This is a genomic window from Streptomyces sp. NPDC050806 (assembly GCF_055586425.1).
In genome coordinates this window covers 714,070-734,478 of record NZ_JBVJIF010000002.1, presented here as the reverse complement: position 1 = coordinate 734,478, position 20,409 = coordinate 714,070, and the positions used below count along the sequence as shown (strand labels likewise).

Here is a 20,409-nt window from a genome sequence, read left to right as displayed (position 1 = left end):
CGGAACGCATGGCGCAGGCAGAATCGGACGATCCGCTGTCGCATTGGATCAGACCCGCCTATCAGGCGTTCACCTCGACGTTGCTGGACGAGTCCGCGAAGTTTCCGTGCGTCTTCGGAGTCAGCGCGCAGACCAACGGCCACAACAGTTTCACCGTATTGGACACACGGCTGCCACGCACCCAGGGGGTCGAACGGCTGGCGGAGACCCTGCGTGCCTTCCGGGACCGGGCATGGACCGGGCCCCGGCGGCAGTCGCTCGTGGCATTCCTGGGCCCGCCGGCCGAGGTCCCGGACCTCGACCACGATCGAGAAGTGTTCTGGCGTCTGCTGAGCGAACTGCGGACGCATGACCGCTCGCCCTGGCCGGGAGACCGCCCGCGCGATCCGGCGGATCCGAAATGGGATTGGTGCTTCGCCGGAGAGCCGTGGTTCACCTTCATGTGCAGCCCGGCATATGTCGTGCGGCGCAGCAGGGCCATCGGCCACTGCCTGACCGTGATCTTCCAGACCAGGCGGATCTTCGAGGGACTGGCCGGCAATACCGTGCCGGGCCAGAACGCGAAGAAAACCGTCCGGCACAGACTGGCCGCGTACGAAGAGCTGCCCCCGCATCCCCATCTGGGTTCGGCGGAACGGCAGGTCGACCACAAATGGCGGCAATATTTCCTGCCGGATGACCTGACGGAGTTCCCAGTCGACGCGTGCCCCTACAAGGGCGCTTGATGCAGGAGAGCACACCATGGAGCTGACCGACCTCGAAGGGGCCGAGTTCAGCGTCTGCGATGATCCGAGGTTACTCGCGGAGGCCGAACACCAGGCCCGGGCGGCGGGAGCGCACGTGTTGCGCGCGGGATGGCCCGACCCCGATTACGACGAGCTGCGCGCTGCGGGATTCGTCATCAGGCCGGACTGGATCATGTTCACCCGCGAGGTGCCGGAGGGAACCGACAGCTTCCTGGCGGCGCAGGTCCGGCCCAATCGCACGAAACTCGCCGTGGACGCCCTCGCCGCTTACGAGATGTCCGTGGAATCCCCGGTGACGGAGCGGTCCTTCGAGGAGTTCCTTTCGCTGTACCGCGCGCACCTGGGCAGGATCCACAGTGGCCTGGACTTCGCCGGGCAGTTGCGCGAGACAGTGCTCGGCGGCAACCACCTCATCGCGACATGGCGGGACGGCGAGCGCGCCCTGGTATGCGGGATGATCACCCGGCTTGATCACGAGCACAGCTTCCTGCACGTCCGGTTCTTCGCGGTGCGCGAGCCCGCCCCCGCGCCGGGGACGACGGGCGGGATGTACGCGGTGGCCGCCGGTCTCGCCCCGGAATACGGGCTGCGAACGCTGTCGATGGGCATCGAGATGAACTTCTACGGCGGCGTTCTCAGCCCCGGGCTGTGTCTCTACAAACTGCGCCTGGGAGGGGTTCCGGTGCCGGCCGGCACGCTGGGCGAACCGGGCTGCGGGCTCGTCGCGGACAAGATGCTCAGCGTGCGGGGGCTGCGGCAGCCGGCGCTGTGCTTCGAGCAGCTCCCCGGCGCCGGGTACGATCCGCCGGCCGTCGGCGACCTGGCCGGCGCCGCGCGCCGACTGCGGCTCGTCAGCTTCCTGTCGGACGAGGACGATGAGGTCGCGGTGCGGCCGTTCCGGCGCTGGGCGCAGGTACGGCGGGTCGGGTGATGGCCACTCAGGACGCGCAGGAGAAAACCGGTTCGGACGAGCAGCCGACCGGGTCCCTGGCCCTGTTCCGCCTCTTACGCCGTAACGCGGGCCTGCGCAGGCTCGTCGTATCGGTGCTCCTGATGGAGGTCGGACAGTGGGCCACCTGGGTCGCCGTCCCCCTCTTCGTCATCGAACGCCATGGGCTCGGCCTCGGCGTCGGCCTGACGACCGGGCTGATGACCGTACCGAACATCCTTCTCGGCGTCGCCGCGGGAAACATCGTCGACCGCAACAACCCCCGCAACGTCCTCGTCGTCAGCGCGGTGTTCAGCGGACTGATGGTCGCGCTGTTCCCGCTCACCACCGCGCTGTGGCAGATCCAGGTGCTGGCCGTGCTCGTGGGCTTCGGCTACATGTTCGTCGTGCCCGCGGCACTGGCGCTGCGCCCGCAAGTGATGGACTCCGGTTCGGAGATGAACGGGAACGGCTTGGTCGTGACCGCGCAGCGGATGGCCCGTTTCATCGGCCCCGCCGTGGCCGGGCCCGCCATCGCCCTCGTCGGGCTCTCCTGGGTTTTCGTGCTCGAGGGCGCCATGGCGCTGACCGCCACCCTGTTCTTCGCCCGGATCCCCAGCCACGCGCCGGTCAAGCGCTCTCCCGGGAACCGAACGACGGGCATCGTGGCAGCCCTGCGGTCCAACTGGTTCGGGGAACTGGTCGGTGACGTCCGAAGCGTCGCCGGGTTCCTGCGGCGGAGCCCCCGGCTCGCGGCGCTGACCGTCACGGTCCTGACGTACTACCTCGCCTTCGGGGCCGGCACGATCCTGCTGGCCGCCCATTCGCTGAGGTCGTTCCACGACATGCCCGGCATGCTGGGCTACCTGTTCGGGGCTCTCGGGGTGGGCGGCATCGTCGGCGCCACGCTGGCCCCGATGCTGAGCAGGTACCGCAGTGGGGTCGTGTACGTGCTGGCCAGCGTCCTTGAGGCGGTGGCCTGGCTGGTACTCCCCTGGACCGGCAGCGCCACCGGCGCGGTACTGCTGATGCTCATCGCCGGCGCGCTCGAATCGTGCGCCACGGTCATCTTCTTCACCGAGGTGCAGCACCTCCTGCCCGCTGACTACACGGGGCGGTACTACGCGACGGTGCTCTCCATCGGCGACGCGTGCCAGTTGGGCGGCCGGTCGATCGGCGGGTTCCTGACCCCCGCGCTCGGCGTGCCCTGGACAGCGGCGGCGGTCAGCGCCGTCTTCGCCGTCCCGGCCATCGTGCTGGCAGCGCCGCTGATGCGGGACAAGCCGCGCCCCTGCCCCGACACGGACCACTTGCCGGAGAAGCCATCCCATCAATGAAGGGCAAGGAGTGCCACGTGCACAACCTACTGACAGGCAAGGCTTATCACTGCGGGGACTACGTCAACACGGACCTCATGGCGCCCGGCAGGTTCGAGCCGATCGAGAGTGACGAGCAGCTCGCCCGCATCGCTCTGATCGACTATCAGGGCGTCGTCCCGTTCGTGAACGAGAAGACGGGCCGCTCGGACTACCAGGTGATCATCGCGGGCCGGGAATTCGGCTGTGGCTCCAGCCGTGAGACGGCACCGCAGGCCCTGAACCTGGCGGGCGCCCAGGTCGTGATCGCGAAGTCCTTCGGCAACATCTTCTTCCGCAACTGCATCAACATGGGCATCCTGCTGCCGATCCGGATCGACCATGATTTCGACGAGTCGGTCCACGACGAGACCGTCGAGGTGGACCTCGACGCCCGTCGCTGCACAGTGGCCGGCGAGACCTACCCGTTCAAAGACTTCGGCCCGCTTCTTTCCATCATGAATGCCGGCGGCCTGATTCCGTACGCGCTTCAGCAAGGAGATCAGCGATGACCCCGCAGAGCATGACACACAAGATCTTCGCGCGGCAGGCGGGAAAGGAGTACGTCGAGTCCGGCGAGTTCATCGAGGCCCGCATCAACATGAGCTTCTCCCATGACCCGGGGATCGCCGTGCTGACGGAGACCTTCTACGAAGGCTTCGGTGAGAACGCGAAGGTCTGGGATCCGTCCCGCATCGCCTTGTTCCAGGACCACTTGGTGCCGGCTAAGGATCCCGCGTCGCGCAATCTGGTCAAGATAATGGACCAGTTCGTCGCGGACCAGGGGATCGAGCACTACTTTCCGTACGGCCCGGAATACGGGGTCTCGCACACCGTATTGATAGAGCAGGGCCTCACCCTGCCCGGCGAACTCCTGGTCGGCAACGACTCGCACACCGTCACCGGCGGGGCCTTCAACGCGCTCGCCACCGGCGTCGGCATCGTGGACATGGCGGCCGTGCTCAAGACCGGCCGGCTCTGGTTCTCGGTGCCCGACGTGATGCAGGTGAGCATCGACGGGCAACTGCCGCCGGATGTGCAGGCGATGGACATCATGCTGCGGCTGCTGAGTGACATCAAAATGGGCGGCGCATCCGGGAAGGCGATCGAATGGGCCGGCTCGACCATCCCCGACCTCACGCTGGACCAGCGGATCTCCCTGTGCAACATGGTGGTCGAGGGCGGGGCCATGAACGGCATCATGAGCATGACGCCGGAAGTGGAGAAGTATCTTTCCGAGATCGCCAAACGGACGTATGAGCCGGTGACGCCGGACCCGGACTTCGTATACGAAAGGGTCGTGGCATACCAGGCGGAGGACATCGAGCCGATGATCGCTCTGCCGCACAAGCCGGACAACGGGGTGCCCTTGCGCGAGGTCGTCGGCAAGGGAATCAAGGTGGATCAGGTGTATGTCGGCGGGTGCGCGGGCGGCAAACTCGAAGACATCAGGATATTCGCCGACGTGGTGCGGGGAAACCGGGTCGCGAAGGGGATCCAGGTCGTCGTGGTGCCGGCGACGATGGCTGTCTACCGGACGATGGCGCTGCAGGGCATCACCCAGGACCTGGTGCTGGCGGGCGTGAACGTGGAATCGCCGGGCTGCAAGGCGTGCTTCGGGGCGCACGGGGCCGTCCTGGGGGACGGTGACGTCTGCCTGGCAACGATCAACCGGAACTTCCGGGGCAGAATGGGCTCGCCCAACGCCTCGGTCTACCTGGCGTCCTCCCTGACGGCCGGGCACACCGCGCTCCACGGTTACCTCACCGACGGGAAATGACGGTATGGCCATGAGAGTGCTCGTGATGCCGGGCGACGGCATCGGGCCGGAGGTGACGCGCGAGGGCGTGCGTGTCCTGACCGCCGCGGCCGAGATATGCGGGTTCGACGTAGAACTGCGGCAGTTCGACGTGGGCGAGGGCGTCTTCCAGGAGAGCGGGGAATACATCTCCGAGGAGGCGTTGAGGGTCTGCGACGAGGGGCAGGCCGAGGGAAACACGGCGATTCTGTTCGGGGCGGTCCCGTCCGAACCGATCGGCCTGCTCAGGGAGCGCTACGACCTGTACGCCAACCTTCGCCCGGTGCGGTCGTACCCGAGCCTGAGCGGCGTCTCCCCGTTGCGGCCCGAGGTCATCGACGGTACCGACATGCTGGTCGTGCGGGAGTTGACCTCCGACGTCTATTACGGCAAACAGCGGCAGGGCCACGGCAGCGGCGGCGAGTGGGCGTCGCAGGAGATGTTCTACGACGAGTCCCAGGCCCGGCGCATAGCAGTGACGGCCTTCGAGGCGGCCCGCAGCAGGCGCAGGAAGCTGACCTTCGCGCACAAGTCGAATGCGATCGGCCCCGTTTTCTCCGTGTGGTGGACGGCGCTGACGCCGCTTCGTGAGCAGTTTCATGACGTCGAATTCGAAGACCTCTACGTGGACAACATGGCGGCCCAGCTCTGCCTGCGTCCGGCGGACTTCGACGTAGTCCTGGCGCCGAACCTGTTCGGGGACATCCTGAGCGACCTCGCCGGGGGGCTCGTCGGCTCACTGGGCCTGCTGCCGTCCGCGAGCCTGAACGACCGGGGCTTCGGCCTCTACGAGCCGGTCAGCGGCACGGCGCCGACGATCGCGGGGAAGAACATCGCCAACCCCATCGGCTCGATCCTGTCAGTGGCGATGATGTGCGAGCACGCGTTCGCCAGGGCCGACGCCAGGGATCTCGTCGAGTCCGCCGTCTTCGCCACGATCCGGACCTGCGCGACCGCGGACATCAGCCTGTCGGCGCCACCCGTCACGACAGCCGAGCTGGGCAAGGCGGTCACCGACCGGATGCGCGAGCTGGCCACACGCGGTTGACGTCCGGAGTGCCTGCTCGGGATGGGCACGGCGCTCCCCGCCGGCCGGGACGCATCTCCCGGCCGGTCGGCTGTCCCGGCCGGTACCCCCTGGAGCGCATTCCTATCGCCGACCGTTCTCGGGAGGGAGGCCGGCGCCTTCCGCAGCGGACCGTGGGACTCGGCCACGCGCCAACCGGGTGGCCCAGCCCCGCTCCGGAGAAATGACGACGACAATTCGAGTCACACGGCCGCCGTCCGCCACCACGTGGAGTTCCGTTTCACCGCCGAAAGTAGCAGGCTGGAAATGACCCAGCAGGCTCCCGTCACACCTCTCCACCGCGTGCAAGGAAAGGTGGTGCTCCGGTGTCGAATTCGCCAGCAGTTCTCGGACGCATTCGATGCCGCGTTCCACTCCGAGATCCGAATCGAGCCAGCACAGCTCGACGTCGTCGGCGATGAATCGCGAGGCGCCCGGTAGGTCGGCCCGGGATCTGAGGGAGTTGAACCAGGCCTGGAAGGCCAGCACTGCCGCCATGTCCCGATCACTGTGGTGACCGCGAGGTTCCCGGTCGATCCCGCCCGGTTCGGCCGGACGGTCGCCGACGGTCGCCACATCGAACACGGCCAGTCCGCCTCCCTTTTGGGGACCGTTGCCATCGCTTTCTTTTGACTCGCCCATTTCATGACCCCCGTACGCAAGAACCCGGCATTCCGAAGGGCCCCTCCGTCATCAATAATGTCTACCGTCATCGATAGTAGAGTTGGCTCGGAATTCACGAAAGCCCTTGCGCACCACGGGGTGGACGGATCGTCACGTCAAGCATGTTGCGCCGTCCGGGCACATCGTTTGCGGCGCATTCAGCAGAACAGTGACGTGATGGTTCGCATTCGTCGTCGCACGGCCCGTCGCCGAAATGCGGTCCGGTCGCCGGGCGACCGGGTGGCTCACCCAGGAGAGCCGCTGACCTCGTCGTGGGCCGCGGGCGCCGTGCCGTTCCGCGGGCCGTCGGTGGGCCTGGTGCCCCGCAGGCCGAAGGCGGAGACCGCGGCGCCCAGCAGCACCATGGCCACCGGGACGGCGAGGGCGGTGCGGTAGGCGTCCAGCACCGCGCGCGGTGAGTCGTCGGTACCGGTCGCGGCGATGCCGTACACGGCGGTCACCGTGGAGATCCCGACCGCCGCGCCGAACTGGGTGCACGTGTACAACAGCCCACCGGCCAGGCCCTGTTCCTCCTTGGCCACGCTGTCGGTCGCCGCGATGGTGAGCGGACCGTAGGCGAGGGCGAAGGCGATGCCCGAAAGGAGCAGGCTCGGGAACATCACCGCGTAGGACCAGTCCACCCCGACCGGGACGAACAGCCCGTAGGCCACGACGGCCAGCAGGGAGCCGCCGAGGATCACCCGGCCGTTGCCGTAGCGCTGGACCAGGCGCGGGGTGACGGTGGGCGCCAGCACCGCGTCGCAGCCCATGGCGATCAGCGCGAACGCTGTCTGCAGGGAGGACCAGCCGCGCAGCTCCTGCAGATAGAGCGTGAGGAGGAACTGGAAGCCGAAGAACGCACCCAGAAAGAGCAGCGCGGCGAGGTCGGCCCGCACCATCGCGGCCTTGCGGAAGATTGCCAGCCGGACGAGCGGCGCCTTGGCGCGCCGTTCGATGAGGACGAACGCTGCCACCAGCGCCAGCCCTGCGGCCGGCGCCATCAGGGTCGGCCCGAGCCCTTGGGTGCGGTGTTCCAGGCGGATGATGCCGTAGGCGAACAGCAGCATCGCGGCGGCGGCGCAGGCCGCCCCGGCCAGGTCGAAGCCGTGCGGTGCGGGCGCGGGGCGCCTCTCGGGCGGCACCAGCCGCAGCGCCGCAAGGAGAAGGGCGCCGGCCAGGAACACCGGGGCGAAGAAGACCCAGCGCCAGCCGGCTTCGGTCAGCAGCCCGCCGAGGACCAGGCCCAGCGAGAAGCCCGCGGCGCCGACGCCGGCGAAGACCAGCAGAGCCTTGTCGCGCTGCGGCCCCTGCGGATACGAGGTCGTGATGATCGACATGGCGGCGGGGGTCATGAAGGCTGCCGCCACGCCGGTGACGAACCGGGCCACGATCAGCATCCAGCCCTCGGTCGCGAGACCCCCCAGCGTGGAGAAGACCAGGAAGACGCCCAGCCAGGTGAGGAACATCCGCCGCCTGCCCAGCAGATCGGCGGCGCGGCCGCCGAGCAGGGTGAAACCGGCGTACCCGAGCACGTAACCGCTCATCACCCACGCGGCGGTACCGGTGCTCAGGCCGAGGTCGGCACGGATCGTGGGAACAGCGACGGCCAGCATGGCGACGTCGCTGCCTTCGAGGAAGATCGTGCCGCACAGAACGAGCAGCAGAGCCCAGCCTCGCCCGCCCTCACGGGCCGGGGAAACGGTGGACACGGACGCGCCCCTCACCCGTCGAGCCGCCGGCTCACCACCGGTCCATCAGCAGCTGGTGCTGTCCGCCGCGCAAGCCGCACGAACCCGGCCACGTCGCCCGCACGCACGCCCGTACCCATGCCCGCACGCCGAACCATCCGCCCCGGAGCCGCCACGATCGCCATGGCCGTGACCGTACCGAACAGCCGGCAACCCGGGCCACATCTTTTTGCCCGCGTCGGGGAGGTTCCCGTAGGCGGATCACACGTGGAAGCGGTACGCTCCATCGGCCGATCGCGACCTGCAGCGGAGGCCCGTCTACGTCTTTGACCTGCGCCTTATTCTTGCGCATGCGCTCGGGCGCGGTGGCCGGCAGCGCGCGGTGCAGATCCAGGCCCGCGAGGAAGAGTTCCGAGCGTGCCTCGGCGAACGCGGCATCCCTCCACGGCGCTGGCTTTCCCCGAGTCTGCATCGCCTGACGGCCGCCGAAGGGCGCCCGCCATGCTTTCCCCGGCACGCAGGTGCCCCACCGCTCTCCAGCCGCGGCCGGCCGGCGTTGCCCGGCTTCCCGCTCGCGGCGTCACCGGGCCACTCGCCCCCGGCCGCGAACGCGCTGGATCGGCCGATCGGGCAGGGGCCGCCGGGCGTCTCCCTGTCCGCCACCACGAGTGCCTGTCAGACACCACGGGCTACGCCGCTGTGATCGTCACGCCCTGGGCCAGGAGCTGGCTGGGCCGGAGGCCGAACATCGCATGGAATGCGCTGCTGAAGTGGGAAGGGCTGGCGAAGCCCGCCTCCACGGCCGCCGTACTCAGGTCGGGCCATGTCTCCAGCAGAGTAGCCACCCGCAACATGCGTGCCCATAGGCGGTAACGGCGGAAAGTCGTCCCCATCTGGGCCCGGAAGAGCCGTAGAAACATCGAGACGGACAAGCCGGCCTCGGCCGCCGTCTTCTCCGCCGACAACTGCCGTCCGGCACCCTCCGAAAGCCGGTGGGCGACCTGCCGGATCCGTGCGTCCGCGGCCAATGCGCGGTCGTCCGGGCCGGCGAGGTCCACCCAGTGCCGGGCGACCGCGATGGGGGTGCTCCCCTCCATCTTCGCGGCCAGCCGCGAGAGCTGGAGTTCACGGCTGTGCCCCAGGGCGAGCTCGGCGCTCCCGCTCATCATCCGACGACAGGCCCGCTCCCGCGGCGAGGCGGGATCCAGGTAGCAGAAGGCCATCCGGTCCCCGTGGGAGACGATCCGGTTCCGCGTCCGAGCCGCTATCAGTGCGGTACGGACGAGGTGAGGAGTGCCGTTCTCGTTCTCCACCCGGACAGTGAACTCCCCGTCGACGCCCACTGCCAGACAGCTCACTGATCCGGAGTGGACGTCCAGCGCCAGGGAGGGCCCCACATACAACGCCTGCCCGGGCCACAACCACAGCGCGGCCTGAGCGTGGCATGTTTTTGAAAGCGCCACCGGTGACATGCAGGCATGCTAGCCAGCGCCTCGCCCGTCCTTCTCCCTGGGAAAGACTGAACAATGTGGCTCGACCGCGTCGCAACCGCTCTGCTGCTCCTCGTCGGGGTGGTGAACCTTCTTCCCGGCTTCGTCGCGTTCGCGCCGTCCCGCATCACGACGGCGTACGGCGTGACAGCCACCGGCCCTGACTTCGCCGGCCTGTCGGTGCTCCTGCGCCACCGGGCCGTCCTGCTCGGGCTCGTCGGACTCGCCCTGATCTACGCGGCATTCACCCCGTCCTTCCGCGTCCCCGGCATCACGGCCGGGGCGATCAGTATGGGATCGTTCGTGCTCCTCACACGCTCCGCACCGGGCCTCAACCACGCGACGATGCGTGTGGCGCGAATCGACATCGCGGCGATCATGCTGCTGGCCGTCGCCGCCGTACTCCTCTGGCGGCACAACACCTGAACCCGCACACCAGCGGACGGCACGCTGCCCGCGCCCGCCACGAACCCGCGTCGCCGGCTGCAGCCGCTCTCCGCCCGTTCGCCCGCCCAGCCACCTGCGTGCACGGCCGAACCGGCGGGCGCGAGAGTGCACGCGTACCTGGACTCAACAGCCGCTCGGCAACCAGAGGACTCAGCAGCCGAGCACCGCCGACTCGCAGGCCTGCATGCCTGCATGCCTGCCGACGCTCCGACCGAGTCCCGCTGCGGGGCCGGAGCACCGTCAGTCCCGGGGAAGCACGGTCCGTGACCTCGATCGACATGGGGTCGATACTGGGGCTGAACTGTTTCGGAGGGGGTGGCGCGGGGCTTCGATTCGAAGCTGACGACACGTCAGGAAAGTCGGCGTCCAGTCAGCGTCAGACCCGCCAGGAGCCGCTTCGGAGCGACATGGACCGCCAAGATCGAGAGCTGGGCATACCCACCGCCACCTGCGGAAACACTGCTCAGAGGCCAGGCTGCTAATCTCACCAGGAGGTACCCGTGAAGATGCTGATGAATGTGCCGGAGAGTGTGGTCGCGGACGCGTTGCGGGGGATGGCGGCGGCGCATCCGGAGCTGGTCGTGGATGTCGAGGGGCGCGTCGTGGTGCGGCGGGACGCGCCGGTGGCCGGGAAGGTCGCGCTGGTGTCGGGCGGCGGCAGTGGGCACGAGCCGCTGCACGGGGGGTTCGTCGGGCCCGGCATGCTGGACGCGGCGTGCCCCGGTGAGGTCTTCACCTCGCCGGTACCGGACCAGATGGTGCGGGCAGCCGCGGCGGTGGACAGCGGCAAGGGCGTGCTGTTCATCGTGAAGAACTACACCGGTGACGTGCTGAACTTCCAGATGGCGGCGGAGCTGGCGGAGGACGAGGGCGTACAGGTCGCCAGCGTGCTCGTCAACGACGACGTGGCGGTGGAGGACTCCACGTTCACGGCGGGGCGGCGCGGCACGGGGGCGACGCTCTTCGTGGAGAAGGTGGCCGGCGCCGCGGCCGAGGAGGGCCAGCCGCTGGAGCGCGTCGAGACGCTCGCCCGCCAGGTCGTGGAGTCCTCGCGGAGCTTCGGTGTGGCGCTCAGCTCCTGTACGACGCCGTCGAAGGGATCCCCGTCGTTCGACCTGCCCGCCGGGGAACTGGAGTTCGGTGTGGGCATCCACGGCGAGCCCGGCAGGGAGCGGCGGCCGATGATGACCTCGGGCGAGATCGCCGACGCCTCGGTGGGCGCGATCCTGCAGGACTGGCAGCCGCGCGGACCGGTGCTGGCGCTGGTCAACGGGATGGGCGCGACGCCGCTGCTGGAGCTGTACGGCTTCAACGCGGAGGTGCAGCGGGTGCTCGGCGAGCACGGCGTGCCGGTGGCCCGTACGCTCGTCGGCAACTACGTGACCTCGCTGGACATGGCGGGCTGCTCGGTGACGCTGTGCCAGGCGGACGAAGAGGTGCTCCGCCTGTGGGACGCGCCGGTGCAGACGCCCGGGCTACGGTGGGGGCGCTGACCTGCCAGGACCGACTGCCCGCCCGCGAGTGCCCACACCCGCGTACCCCCTCCCGGTAACCCCGTCTCCGCACCCGTACTCGTACTCGTACCTGCAATCCGTCCCCAGTACGTCCCGTACTCGTATCCCTACGCGTACCGCAGACCTCAGGAGCAGCACGTGACCGAAACGGCCCTCGACGCCGCGCTCTTCATCCGCTGGATGCAGGCTGCCGCCGCCCGGGTGAACCAGGAGGCCGAGCGCCTCACCGAGCTGGACTCCCCCATCGGCGACGCCGACCACGGCAGCAACCTGCAGCGCGGCTTCACCGCCGTCGCCAAGGTGCTGGAGTCGGAACCGCCGGCGACGCCCGGTGCCGTACTGACCACCGCCGGACGGCAGTTGATCTCGACCGTGGGCGGCGCCTCGGGACCGCTGTACGGAACACTGCTGCGCCGTGCGGGCAAGGCCCTGGGCGACGCGCCGGGCGTGACCGCCGAGGAGCTGCGGGCGGCGCTCCGCGGCGGGGTCGAAGCGGTCGCTCAGCTCGGCGGCTCGGCAGTGGGCGACAAGACGATGCTCGACGCGCTGGACCCGGCGGTCGAGGCACTGGGCACCTCCTTCGCGGCCGCCGCCGAGGCCGCGGAGAAGGGCGCGGTCGACACCACCCCGCTCCAGGCCCGCAAGGGCCGGGCCAGCTACCTGGGCGAACGCAGCATCGGACACCAGGACCCGGGGGCGACTTCGTCGGCGTTGTTGTTCGCCGCACTCGCGGAGGTGACCGGATGAGCGCGGACACACCGGTCGGCATCGTGCTGGTCTCGCACAGCCGCGCGGTGGCCGAGTCGGTCGCGGAGCTGGCCACCGGGCTGGCGGGCGGCGACGCGAAGGCGCCGGTCGCGGCGGCGGGCGGCACGCCCGACGGCGGGCTCGGGACGAGCGCCGAGCTGATCACCGAGGCGGCCCGTACGGTCGACCGCGGCGCGGGCGTGGCCGTCCTGGTGGACCTGGGCAGCGCCGTCCTGACGGTGAAGGCGCTGCTCGCCGAGGGCGACGAACTGCCGGAGGGGGCGCGGCTGGTGGACGCGCCGTTCCTGGAGGGCGCGGTGGCCGCCGTGGTCACGGCCTCGGCCGGCGCGGACCTGGACGCGGTGGCCACGGCTGCCGCGGAGGCGTACTCCTACCGCAAGGAGTGAGCGAGGTCCGCAAGGAGTGAGCGAGGTCCGCAAGGAGTGAGCGAGGCACGGCCGGGAGCGAGGCACGGCCGGACCGGGCGGGGTCGGGTCGGTGCGGGCGCCTGTACCCGGGGCGCCCGCACCGCCCCGGCCGCATGCCTGCCCGGTGACGTACCGGCCAGGCCGCGTACCGGAGGCCGTGGACGCCCGCGTCATGGGCCCGGTACGCCCGCGCCCGCATAGCGCGCCCAGCGCGCCCGCAGCAGCAGCCGCCTACGCGCCGACCGCCCCCAGAGCCGTCATCATGCCGAGGCCGTCGGACACGACCCAGTACTCGGTGAAGCGGCCGTCGGCGGCCCGGAAGAGGTCCTGGCCCGCGAAGGCGACCCGCGTGCCGGGCGGCGCGGTGGCGCCGGGGATGCCGCCGCGGTAGGCACCGTGGAACGTCCAGCGCGCGGCCACCATGCCGTCGCCGACCACCGGGCCGGCGTCGAGCGTGACCTTGATGTCGTCGAAGAACTCGTACGAGCGGCGGATCTGCTCGGCGGTCTCCCCCGGCCCTTGCACATCGAACGTGGGCCAGTGGCCGACGAAGTCGGGGGCGAGGATCTCCTCGGCCACGGCGAAGTCGCCGTGCCACAGGTCGATGAGCCAGCGCCGGTAGAGCGCCTCAAGAGGGTCCATGGTCGTCTCGGTGTGGTCCATGTGATCCATGCGCCCATTGTGCCCACGCGTGCACGGATGGACGGGGTTTTCCGGCCGTCGGCTCACAGCACCACCGGCAGTGCCTCCAGCCCTCGCATCAACCGGGTGTGGCGGTACCGCAGTTCGGCGGGAGGGACGGCCGGGCGGAGGCGGGGGAAGCGGGTGAGGAGGGTGGTCAGTGCCGTTGTGGCCTCGGCGCGGGCGAGTGGGGCGCCCAGGCAGCGGTGGATGCCGTGGCCGAACGCGAGATGACCGGCCGCCTCGCGGTCGAGGTCGAGCGCGTCCGGGTCGGCGTACCGCGCCGGATCGCGGTTGGCCGCGCCGGGCGAGACCAGCACCGGCGCTCCGGCCGGTACGTCCGTCCCGGCCAGCGTCAGCGGCTCGGTGGCGTACCGGAACGTCGCGACGCCCACCGGGGAGTCGTACCGCAGCAGTTCGTCGAGGGCCGCGGGGACCAGCTCGGGGCGGTCGCGCAGCCGGGCGGCGGTGTCCGGGTGGTCGAGCAGGGCGAGCACCGCGTTGCCGATGAGGTTCGTGGTGGTCTCGTGCCCGGCGACCAGGATCAGGACGGCGAGCGAGACCAGTTCGTCCTCGCCGAGCCGGTCGGTGCCGTCGCGCGCGGCGATCAGCGCGGACAGCAGCCCGTCGTCGGGCGCCGCGCGCCTGTCCGCGACGAGCCGGCCGAAATACTCCGCCACCTCGTGCGACGCCGCGTCGATGCGGTCCGGCGCACCCGCCTCGAACAGCTGGTCCGACCAGGCCCGGAGCTGTGCGCGGTCCGCCCCGGGCACGCCGAGGAGGTGGCAGATGACGGTGGCCGGGAGCGGTACGGCGAGCCCGGCGACGAGGTCGACGGTGTCCCCCGGCCGCCAGTCCCGGGTCAGCTCGGCGGTCAGCTCGTCGAGGTACGGGCGGAGCCGGGCGGCGGCGCCCGTGGTGAAGGCGGGGGCCACCAGGCGGCGCAGCCGGGTGTGGTCCGGCGGATCGGTGGCGAGCATGGTGTGAGCGAGCGCGGGGTGCAGCCGACGGTTGGTGGGCCGGTCGGCGAAGTAGCGCGCGGTGTCCTTGGACAGCCGGGGGTCGGCGAGCGCGGCGCGGGCGGCGGCGTAGCCGGTGACGAGGAAGGCCGGCGGGCCGTCGCCGCGCGGCGGGAGGGGGTGCACGGGGGCCGCGGACCGCAGCTGGGCGTAGGTCGCGTAGGGGTCCCGGAAGAAGTCCGGACCGTACAGGTGCGCGCTCATGGTGTCAGTACCGTAATACCGTGCCCGCATGACGACGACGCCATCGGACGCCACGGACTTCGCAGCGCCCATCACTGCGCGGTACTTCGAGGACTACGTACCGGGAGCGGTGTACACCTACGGCAGCATCACGCTCACCGAGGAGGAGATCCTCGACTTCGCGCGGCGGTTCGACCCGCAGAGCTTCCACACCGACCCGGTGGCGGCGGCGGACGGGCCGTTCAAGGGACTGATCGCGAGCGGCTGGCACACGAGCGCGGTGATGATGCGGCTCTACGCCGACCATTACGTCAGCAAGGTGGCGAGCCTGGCGTCACCCGGCGTGGACGAACTGCGCTGGGTACGGCCCGTCCGGCCGGGCGACACACTGTCGATCCGTACGACGATCCTGGACGCGCGGGTCTCCCGGTCCAAGCCGGACCGGGGCATCGTGCGCACCGGGATCGAGGTGCTCAACCAGCGGGACGAATCGGTGCTGACCCTGACGGCCCTGAACTTCTTCGCCCGCAGGCCGGACCACCGGTCCTAGCGGTTCTAGCGGTCCTAACGGTTCCAGTGGTTCTCCAACGGCCCGGTACCGGCGTTCGCCGACGGTCCGGTCCTAGCGGCCTTCCAGGCGCAGCTGGACCTCTTCCTCCTGGTCGCCCGCCGCCGTGCCGACGACGGAGACCACGAAGGCGGGCAGCAGCGCCTTCCGCAGCTGGTCGACCGCCTGGTAGCCGCCCTGCAGGGTGACCGTGCACGGGGCGGAGAGCCGAGTGGGCCCGGGCTTGTCGCGACCCTGATTGACGTCGAAGGTCGCGGTCCACACGCTCGGTCCCCCACCGGCCGTCTCGCGGGGCGCGTCGTCCGCTTCGCGGTCGGACGCGAAGGACGTCCGCAGCGCGGTGAAGATGGCCTGCGCATCCTCCGGCCTGCATCCGCTGCACTCGACCGTGACCTCCGCCGCGTGCCCCGCCTGCGTCTCCTGGTGCGCGCTGTCCACTGTGCAACCTTCCTGTCGAGCCGTACGCGGATACCGTCCCCGTCCAGGCTCACCCCGCGGGATCGCGTGTGCGACCGGGAGGGGCGGGTGTCCACGCATTGTCACTCGCCCAGCGGTACGAGTGAGATCAGCCGGGTGCCCGGGCGGACCGGTCCGGAAACCGGGGTCCGGCGGGTGAGCCGTCACCGATGGCATGGCCGCCGCCCGCACACCCTCCCCGGGAAGTGTGGTGCGCGGCCACATACGCGGTCCGTCCCCGGCTTCCTACCGTGTGGCGACATCGCAACGTCCCCCTTCCGGTTCCGGAGTGAGCCCATGGCCGCCACCGCGCACGTCCCACCATCCCCCGCCGGGCTGCGGCGCATCGTCGCCGCGAGCCTGATCGGCACCACCGTCGAGTGGTACGACTTCTTCCTCTACGGATCGGCCGCCGCGCTGGTCTTCAACAAGCTGTTCTTCCCGGACTCCGACCCGCTGGTGGGCACGCTGCTGTCGTTCCTGACGTACGCGGTCGGATTCGCGGCCCGGCCCGTCGGCGCGCTGGTCTTCGGGCACTACGGCGACCGGCTCGGCCGTAAGAAGCTGCTGGTGCTGAGCCTGCTGATGATGGGCAGCGCGACGTTCGCCATCGGACTGCTGCCCACGCACGCCACGGTCGGCTCGGCCGCGCCGCTGCTGCTGACGCTGCTGCGGCTCGTCCAGGGCTTCGCGCTGGGCGGCGAGTGGGGCGGCGCCGTGCTGCTGGTGAGCGAGCACGGCGACGCGCGGCGGCGTGGCTTCTGGGCGTCCTGGCCGCAGACCGGCGCACCGGCCGGGCAGCTGCTGGCGACCGGCGTGCTCGCGGCGCTGACCGCGCTGCTGCCGGAGGCCGCGTTCGTGTCGTGGGGCTGGCGGATCCCGTTCCTGCTGTCCGGCGTACTGGTGATCCTCGGGCTGTGGATCCGGCTGTCGGTGGACGAGTCACCGGTGTTCAAGGCGGCGCTGGCACAGGCGGCGGCGCGCAAGGGCACGGAGTCGGCGGCGGAGCGGCTGCCGCTCGTCGCGGTCCTCCGGCACCACTGGCGGGACGTGCTGATCGCGATGGGCGCGCGGATGGCCGAGAACATCTCGTACTACGTGCTCACGGCGTTCGTCCTCGTCTACGCCACCGAGCACAGCGGACTGTCCCAGCAGATCGCGCTGAACGCCGTACTCATCGCCTCCGCGCTGCACTTCGCGGTGATCCCGGCGTGGGGCGCGCTCTCGGACCGCGTGGGCCGGCGTCCGGTGTACCTCATCGGCGCACTGGGGGTCGCGGCCTGGGCGTTTCCCTTCTTCGCGCTGGTCGACAGCGGGAACTTCGGACTGCTGCTGCTCGCGGTGACCGTCGGGCTGGTGTTCCACGGGGCGATGTACGCGCCGCAGGCCGCGTTCTTCGCGGAGATGTTCGCGACCCGGATGCGGTACTCGGGCGCGTCGATCGGCGCGCAGTTCTCCTCGGTCGCGGCGGGCGCGCCGGCGCCGCTGATCGCCACCGCGCTGCTGGCGGACTACGGCAGCCCGACCCCGATCGCGCTGTACGTCATCGCCGCGGCGGTGCTGACCCTGATCGCCCTGTACGCGGCCGAGGAGACCCGCAACCGGGACCTGGCGGCGGTCGAGCCGGAATCCGCACCGGCGAAGGAGAGCGCACGGGCGGCGGAGGCGGGGCTGGGCTGAGCCGCCCACCAGGAAAGCTAGTCGCCCAGCGCCGCCGACAGCTGGTGCAGTCGCAGGGCCAGTTGCAGCTCCAGGGCTCGGGACGGGGACTGCCAGCCCGGGCCGAGCAGGCGGCCGATCCGGTCCAGGCGCTGGGCGACCGTGTTGACGTGCACGTGGAGCGCGTCCTTCGTACGGGCCGGGCTCATGCCGCTCTCGAAGTACGCGTTCAAGGTGCGCAGCAGGTCCGTGCCGCGGCGCTCGTCGTAGTCCACGACCTCGCCGAGCGTGCGGCGTACGAAGCCGTCGACGTCGCGGCCGTCGGCCAGCAGCAGGCCGAGGAAGCCGAAGTCCTCGGCGGCGGCGCCCTGGCCGCAGCGGCCGAGTACGCGCAGCGCCTCGCGGCAGCGCCGGGCCTGCGCGTAGGCCGTGGCGACGGCGGCGGGCGTGGCGGCCGGCGCGGGTACGGGGGCGGAGGCGCCGACGGTGACCGGTGCGTGGACGGCGGCGCCGAGCTGGCGGGCGGCCTTGCGGGCCGCCTCGCCCGGGTCGTCGTCCCGGCCCAGCGGGAGCAGCAGGACGACGCCGGCGTCCCGGGCCGCGGCCAGTCCCTGGCGGGTGGCGGCGAGGTGGGAGGCGGCGGACCACAGGCGCTGCCGCCCGGTGGCCCCGGCGCCGTCCGGGCCCGCCACGGCGTTCGGCCCACCGGGCCGTACGGCACCGTCGGCCGGGGCCGCTCCGTCTCCCGCCGGGTCCTCGATGCGCGCGGCGAGGACGACGTGCGGCGCGTCCAGGTCGGCGGCGACCCGGGCGGCGCGCTCGCGCAGCAGCCGCGGATCGCGGTCGGGGGCGTCCAGCAGGTCGTCGAGCAGTTCGCCGCGTACCCGCTGTTCGGCTTCGCCGGCGGTGCGCCGGGCGAGCAGCAGCAGGGAGGTCACCATCGCGGCCCGCTCCAGGGTGCGCTGGTCGACGGGGTCCAGGTGCGGGTGGCCGCGCAGGACGAGCGCGCCGAGCACCTCGCTGCCGGAGCGGACGGCGGCCACCCAGTCGTCGCCGTCGCGTACCGCGTGGCCGTCGGCGGCGCGTGAGCGGTCCAGGGCCTCGGCGGGCACCCGTTCGGCGTCGGTGAACTCCACGGTGCCGTCGAGGACTTCGGCCACCGCCGCGGCCACGTCCTGTACGCCACCGCCGCGCAGCACCAGCTCGGCGAGGCGGTCGTGGATGTCGGAGGCGCGCTCGATGACGCCGCTGCGGTCGCGGATGATCTCGTTGGCGGCCTCCAGCTCGGTCATCGCCTTGCGGGTCTCGGCGAGGAGGTTGGCGGTGTCGATGGCGACGGCCGCGTGGGCGGCGTGCGCGGAGAGCAGCGCGATCTCGGCGTGGTCGAAGACCCGGACCCGGCGGTCGGCGGCGAAGAGCACGCCGATGACGCCGCTGCCGAGTTTCAGCGGTACGCCGAGGATCGCGACGAGCCCCTCGTCGCGTACGCCCGTGTCGATGGTCCGGGTGTGCTGGAAGCGCGGGTCGTCGAAGTAGCTGTCGGTGACGTAGGGGCGGGCGGTCTGCGCGACGAGGCCGCCGAGCCCCTCCCCCATACCCAGGCGCAGCTGCTGGAAGCGGGCGGAGACCGAGCCGTCGGTGACCCGCATGTACGTGTCACCCGCGACGGGGTCGTTGAGGGTCATGTACGCGGTCTCGGTGCCGAGCAGGGAGCGGGCGCGCTGCACGATGGCCCGCAGCACCGCGTCCAGGTCGCGCAGCCCGGCCAAGTCGTGCGCGGTCTCGTACAGCGCGGACAGCTCGGCCTCGCGGCGGCGCCGCCCCTCCAGCTCGGTGCGGACCCGCAGTGCGAGCAGCTTGGCGCGTTCCAGGGCGGCGAGCCGCTCGGGGGTGGCGCCGTCGGCCCGGGCGCGCAGTACGGCGCGCTCGAAGTCCTCGGCGGGCGCGCCGGTGGCGAGCAGGTCGAGGAAGGGGGTCTCGGCCGGTGCGGCGGACGGCTCGGCGGACTGCTGGGGTGGCATGGACCTAGGGATACCTCCGGTACGCCGCGGCGCGCCAGCCGCGGGAGGGGCGGGCACGCCGGCCGCCGAGGGCCCCGGAGCGCCCGATGACCCGGCAGACCCCGAGGACCCCGAGGGCCCTGAGGGTCCCGGGGGCTCCGAGGTCAGTGCGCCGTCCATCCGCCGTCCATGGACAGCGAGGTGCCGGTGATGAAGGACGACCGGGGGCCGCAGAGGTAGGCGACCGCTTCGGCGACCTCGTCCGGCTCGACCAGCCGCTTCACGGCGGAGTCGGCGAGCAGGATCTCGGTCAGCACGCGCTCGGCGGGGATGCCGTGCGCCTCGGCCTGGTCGGCGAGCTGCTTCTCGACCAGCGGGGTGCGGACGTAGCCGGGGTTGACGCAGTTGGAGGTGACGCCGTGCTCGGCGCCTTCCAGGGCCGCGACCTTGGACAGGCCCTCCAGGCCGTGCTTGGCGGCGACGTAGGCCGACTTGTACGGCGAGGCGCGCAGGCCGTGCACGGAGGAGATGTTGACGACGCGGCCCCAGCCCTGGGCGTACATGTGGGGCAGTGCGCCGCGCAGGAGGCGGAAGGGCGCCTCCAGCATGACCTTCAGTACGGTCGCGAAGGTGTCCGGCGGGAACTCCTCGATGGGGCGGACGAGCTGGATGCCGGCGTTGTTGACGAGGATGTCGGCGCCGGCCGCGCTCTCCTCGGCGGCGTCCAGGTCGGTGAGGTCGAGGGCGACGGGCCGGAGCGCGCCGGGCAGGCCGTCGGCCCGTTCCGCGAGCCGGGCGAGCCCGTCGCCGTCCCGGTCGACCGCGCGGACGGTGGCGCCGTCGGCGGCCAGCCGCAGCGCGCAGGCCGCGCCGATGCCGCCGGCCGCGCCGGTGACGAGTGCCGTGCGGCCGGCGAGGCCGGACGCGGGGGCGGTACCTGGTGTGGAGGTGGCGCTCATGGGCGTCACCTTAA

20 protein-coding genes are annotated in these 20,409 nt (G+C 71.1%); 12 read left to right on the top strand and 8 right to left on the bottom strand.

Annotated features, from left to right (window positions below; all coding sequences use genetic code 11):
- The first annotated feature begins 8 nt into the window (after nt 1-8).
- Genes ACZ6WH_RS08765 through ACZ6WH_RS08740 form a run of 6 tightly spaced genes read left to right on the top strand, consistent with a single transcriptional unit; the run spans nt 9 to nt 5,875 of the window.
- The gene (locus tag ACZ6WH_RS08765; RefSeq protein ID WP_469727031.1) at nt 9-725 is read left to right on the top strand and encodes a YqcI/YcgG family protein; all 717 of its coding nucleotides are present in this window, start codon (nt 9-11) and stop codon (nt 723-725) included.
- Nucleotides 726-741: 16 nt separating this feature from the next.
- Complete coding sequence (locus ACZ6WH_RS08760) at nt 742-1,677, top strand: hypothetical protein (protein WP_469727029.1); 936 nt, start codon at nt 742-744, stop codon at nt 1,675-1,677.
- A complete protein-coding gene (locus tag ACZ6WH_RS08755; RefSeq protein ID WP_469727027.1) occupies nt 1,677-3,011 on the top strand; it encodes an MFS transporter in 1,335 nt (444 codons plus the stop codon). Before ACZ6WH_RS08760 ends, ACZ6WH_RS08755 begins: the two co-directional genes overlap by 1 nt.
- A gap of 17 nt (nt 3,012-3,028) precedes the next feature.
- Nucleotides 3,029-3,541: a LeuD/DmdB family oxidoreductase small subunit gene (locus ACZ6WH_RS08750; RefSeq protein ID WP_469727025.1), complete on the top strand. Its 513-nt coding sequence runs from the start codon at nt 3,029-3,031 to the stop codon at nt 3,539-3,541.
- Nucleotides 3,538-4,809, top strand: coding sequence for a 3-isopropylmalate dehydratase large subunit (locus ACZ6WH_RS08745; protein WP_469727024.1), 1,272 nt, complete (start codon nt 3,538-3,540; stop codon nt 4,807-4,809). The genes ACZ6WH_RS08750 and ACZ6WH_RS08745 overlap by 4 nt, the downstream gene beginning before the upstream one ends.
- A gap of 10 nt (nt 4,810-4,819) precedes the next feature.
- On the top strand, nt 4,820-5,875 hold the full coding sequence (locus ACZ6WH_RS08740; protein ID WP_469727022.1) for an isocitrate/isopropylmalate dehydrogenase family protein: 1,056 nt from the start codon (nt 4,820-4,822) through the stop codon (nt 5,873-5,875).
- Nucleotides 5,876-5,977: 102 nt separating this feature from the next.
- On the opposite strand, the gene ACZ6WH_RS08735 is transcribed toward ACZ6WH_RS08740, so the two are convergent.
- From ACZ6WH_RS08735 to ACZ6WH_RS08725, 3 genes are all read right to left on the bottom strand, one after another.
- The gene (locus ACZ6WH_RS08735; protein WP_469727021.1) at nt 5,978-6,478 is read right to left on the bottom strand and encodes a hypothetical protein; all 501 of its coding nucleotides are present in this window, start codon (nt 6,476-6,478) and stop codon (nt 5,978-5,980) included.
- 323 nt (nt 6,479-6,801) lie between these two features.
- A complete protein-coding gene (locus ACZ6WH_RS08730) occupies nt 6,802-8,265 on the bottom strand; it encodes an MFS transporter (RefSeq protein ID WP_469727020.1) in 1,464 nt (487 codons plus the stop codon).
- Nucleotides 8,266-8,933: 668 nt separating this feature from the next.
- A complete protein-coding gene (locus tag ACZ6WH_RS08725; protein WP_469727018.1) occupies nt 8,934-9,602 on the bottom strand; it encodes an AraC family transcriptional regulator in 669 nt (222 codons plus the stop codon).
- Between the two features lie 168 nt (nt 9,603-9,770).
- Here ACZ6WH_RS08725 and ACZ6WH_RS08720 point away from each other — a divergent pair, with 168 nt between their 5' ends.
- The 4 genes from ACZ6WH_RS08720 (at nt 9,771) to dhaM (ending at nt 12,849) form a co-directional block, all read left to right on the top strand.
- Entirely contained in the window at nt 9,771-10,160 is a 390-nt protein-coding gene (locus ACZ6WH_RS08720) for a hypothetical protein (protein WP_469727017.1), read from the top strand.
- A gap of 521 nt (nt 10,161-10,681) precedes the next feature.
- Nucleotides 10,682-11,674, top strand: coding sequence for a dihydroxyacetone kinase subunit DhaK (gene dhaK, locus ACZ6WH_RS08715; RefSeq protein WP_469727015.1), 993 nt, complete (start codon nt 10,682-10,684; stop codon nt 11,672-11,674).
- A gap of 201 nt (nt 11,675-11,875) precedes the next feature.
- Complete coding sequence (gene dhaL / locus ACZ6WH_RS08710; protein WP_432864131.1) at nt 11,876-12,442, top strand: dihydroxyacetone kinase subunit DhaL; 567 nt, start codon at nt 11,876-11,878, stop codon at nt 12,440-12,442.
- A complete protein-coding gene (dhaM, locus tag ACZ6WH_RS08705; RefSeq protein ID WP_469727013.1) occupies nt 12,439-12,849 on the top strand; it encodes a dihydroxyacetone kinase phosphoryl donor subunit DhaM in 411 nt (136 codons plus the stop codon). Before dhaL ends, dhaM begins: the two co-directional genes overlap by 4 nt.
- Nucleotides 12,850-13,101: 252 nt before the next feature.
- On the opposite strand, the gene ACZ6WH_RS08700 is transcribed toward dhaM, so the two are convergent.
- Both ACZ6WH_RS08700 and ACZ6WH_RS08695 read right to left on the bottom strand, forming a co-directional pair.
- Nucleotides 13,102-13,542: an ester cyclase gene (locus ACZ6WH_RS08700; RefSeq protein WP_469727011.1), complete on the bottom strand. Its 441-nt coding sequence runs from the start codon at nt 13,540-13,542 to the stop codon at nt 13,102-13,104.
- Between the two features lie 53 nt (nt 13,543-13,595).
- Nucleotides 13,596-14,774, bottom strand: coding sequence for a cytochrome P450 family protein (locus ACZ6WH_RS08695; RefSeq protein WP_469727010.1), 1,179 nt, complete (start codon nt 14,772-14,774; stop codon nt 13,596-13,598).
- A 28-nt stretch (nt 14,775-14,802) separates the two neighbouring features.
- Here ACZ6WH_RS08695 and ACZ6WH_RS08690 point away from each other — a divergent pair, with 28 nt between their 5' ends.
- Nucleotides 14,803-15,303 carry a MaoC family dehydratase gene (locus tag ACZ6WH_RS08690; RefSeq protein ID WP_469727008.1) on the top strand — a complete coding sequence of 167 codons (501 nt, stop codon included), beginning with the start codon at nt 14,803-14,805 and terminating at the stop codon, nt 15,301-15,303.
- 72 nt (nt 15,304-15,375) lie between these two features.
- Here ACZ6WH_RS08690 and ACZ6WH_RS08685 read toward each other — a convergent pair whose 3' ends face one another.
- Complete coding sequence (locus tag ACZ6WH_RS08685; RefSeq protein ID WP_432851368.1) at nt 15,376-15,759, bottom strand: hypothetical protein; 384 nt, start codon at nt 15,757-15,759, stop codon at nt 15,376-15,378.
- Between the two features lie 315 nt (nt 15,760-16,074).
- Between ACZ6WH_RS08685 and ACZ6WH_RS08680 the strand changes: the two genes are divergently transcribed.
- Nucleotides 16,075-17,457 (top strand): MFS transporter, encoded by a 1,383-nt coding sequence (locus tag ACZ6WH_RS08680; RefSeq protein WP_469727006.1) that lies wholly within the window; start codon nt 16,075-16,077, stop codon nt 17,455-17,457.
- Between the two features lie 17 nt (nt 17,458-17,474).
- Here ACZ6WH_RS08680 and ACZ6WH_RS08675 read toward each other — a convergent pair whose 3' ends face one another.
- Both ACZ6WH_RS08675 and ACZ6WH_RS08670 read right to left on the bottom strand, forming a co-directional pair.
- Nucleotides 17,475-19,457 (bottom strand): helix-turn-helix domain-containing protein, encoded by a 1,983-nt coding sequence (locus ACZ6WH_RS08675; protein ID WP_469727004.1) that lies wholly within the window; start codon nt 19,455-19,457, stop codon nt 17,475-17,477.
- A gap of 143 nt (nt 19,458-19,600) precedes the next feature.
- A complete protein-coding gene (locus ACZ6WH_RS08670) occupies nt 19,601-20,395 on the bottom strand; it encodes a 3-hydroxybutyrate dehydrogenase (protein WP_469727002.1) in 795 nt (264 codons plus the stop codon).
- Nucleotides 20,396-20,409 lie beyond the last annotated feature (14 nt).

What these genes read in the sequence shown, in the direction of transcription:
- ACZ6WH_RS08765 (WP_469727031.1), top strand. Translation starts at nt 9, where the DNA reads ATGGCGCAGGCAGAATCGGACGATCCGCTGTCGCATTGGATCAGACCC.
- ACZ6WH_RS08760 (WP_469727029.1), top strand. Translation starts at nt 742, where the DNA reads ATGGAGCTGACCGACCTCGAAGGGGCCGAGTTCAGCGTCTGCGATGAT.
- ACZ6WH_RS08755 (WP_469727027.1), top strand. Translation starts at nt 1,677, where the DNA reads ATGGCCACTCAGGACGCGCAGGAGAAAACCGGTTCGGACGAGCAGCCG.
- ACZ6WH_RS08745 (WP_469727024.1), top strand. Translation starts at nt 3,538, where the DNA reads ATGACCCCGCAGAGCATGACACACAAGATCTTCGCGCGGCAGGCGGGA.
- ACZ6WH_RS08740 (WP_469727022.1), top strand. Translation starts at nt 4,820, where the DNA reads ATGAGAGTGCTCGTGATGCCGGGCGACGGCATCGGGCCGGAGGTGACG.
- ACZ6WH_RS08720 (WP_469727017.1), top strand. Translation starts at nt 9,771, where the DNA reads ATGTGGCTCGACCGCGTCGCAACCGCTCTGCTGCTCCTCGTCGGGGTG.
- dhaL (WP_432864131.1), top strand. Translation starts at nt 11,876, where the DNA reads ATGCAGGCTGCCGCCGCCCGGGTGAACCAGGAGGCCGAGCGCCTCACC.
- dhaM (WP_469727013.1), top strand. Translation starts at nt 12,439, where the DNA reads ATGAGCGCGGACACACCGGTCGGCATCGTGCTGGTCTCGCACAGCCGC.
- ACZ6WH_RS08700 (WP_469727011.1), bottom strand. Translation starts at nt 13,542, where the DNA reads ATGGATCACATGGACCACACCGAGACGACCATGGACCCTCTTGAGGCG.
- ACZ6WH_RS08695 (WP_469727010.1), bottom strand. Translation starts at nt 14,774, where the DNA reads ATGAGCGCGCACCTGTACGGTCCGGACTTCTTCCGGGACCCCTACGCG.
- ACZ6WH_RS08690 (WP_469727008.1), top strand. Translation starts at nt 14,803, where the DNA reads ATGACGACGACGCCATCGGACGCCACGGACTTCGCAGCGCCCATCACT.
- ACZ6WH_RS08680 (WP_469727006.1), top strand. Translation starts at nt 16,075, where the DNA reads ATGGCCGCCACCGCGCACGTCCCACCATCCCCCGCCGGGCTGCGGCGC.
- ACZ6WH_RS08675 (WP_469727004.1), bottom strand. Translation starts at nt 19,457, where the DNA reads ATGCCACCCCAGCAGTCCGCCGAGCCGTCCGCCGCACCGGCCGAGACC.
- ACZ6WH_RS08670 (WP_469727002.1), bottom strand. Translation starts at nt 20,395, where the DNA reads ATGAGCGCCACCTCCACACCAGGTACCGCCCCCGCGTCCGGCCTCGCC.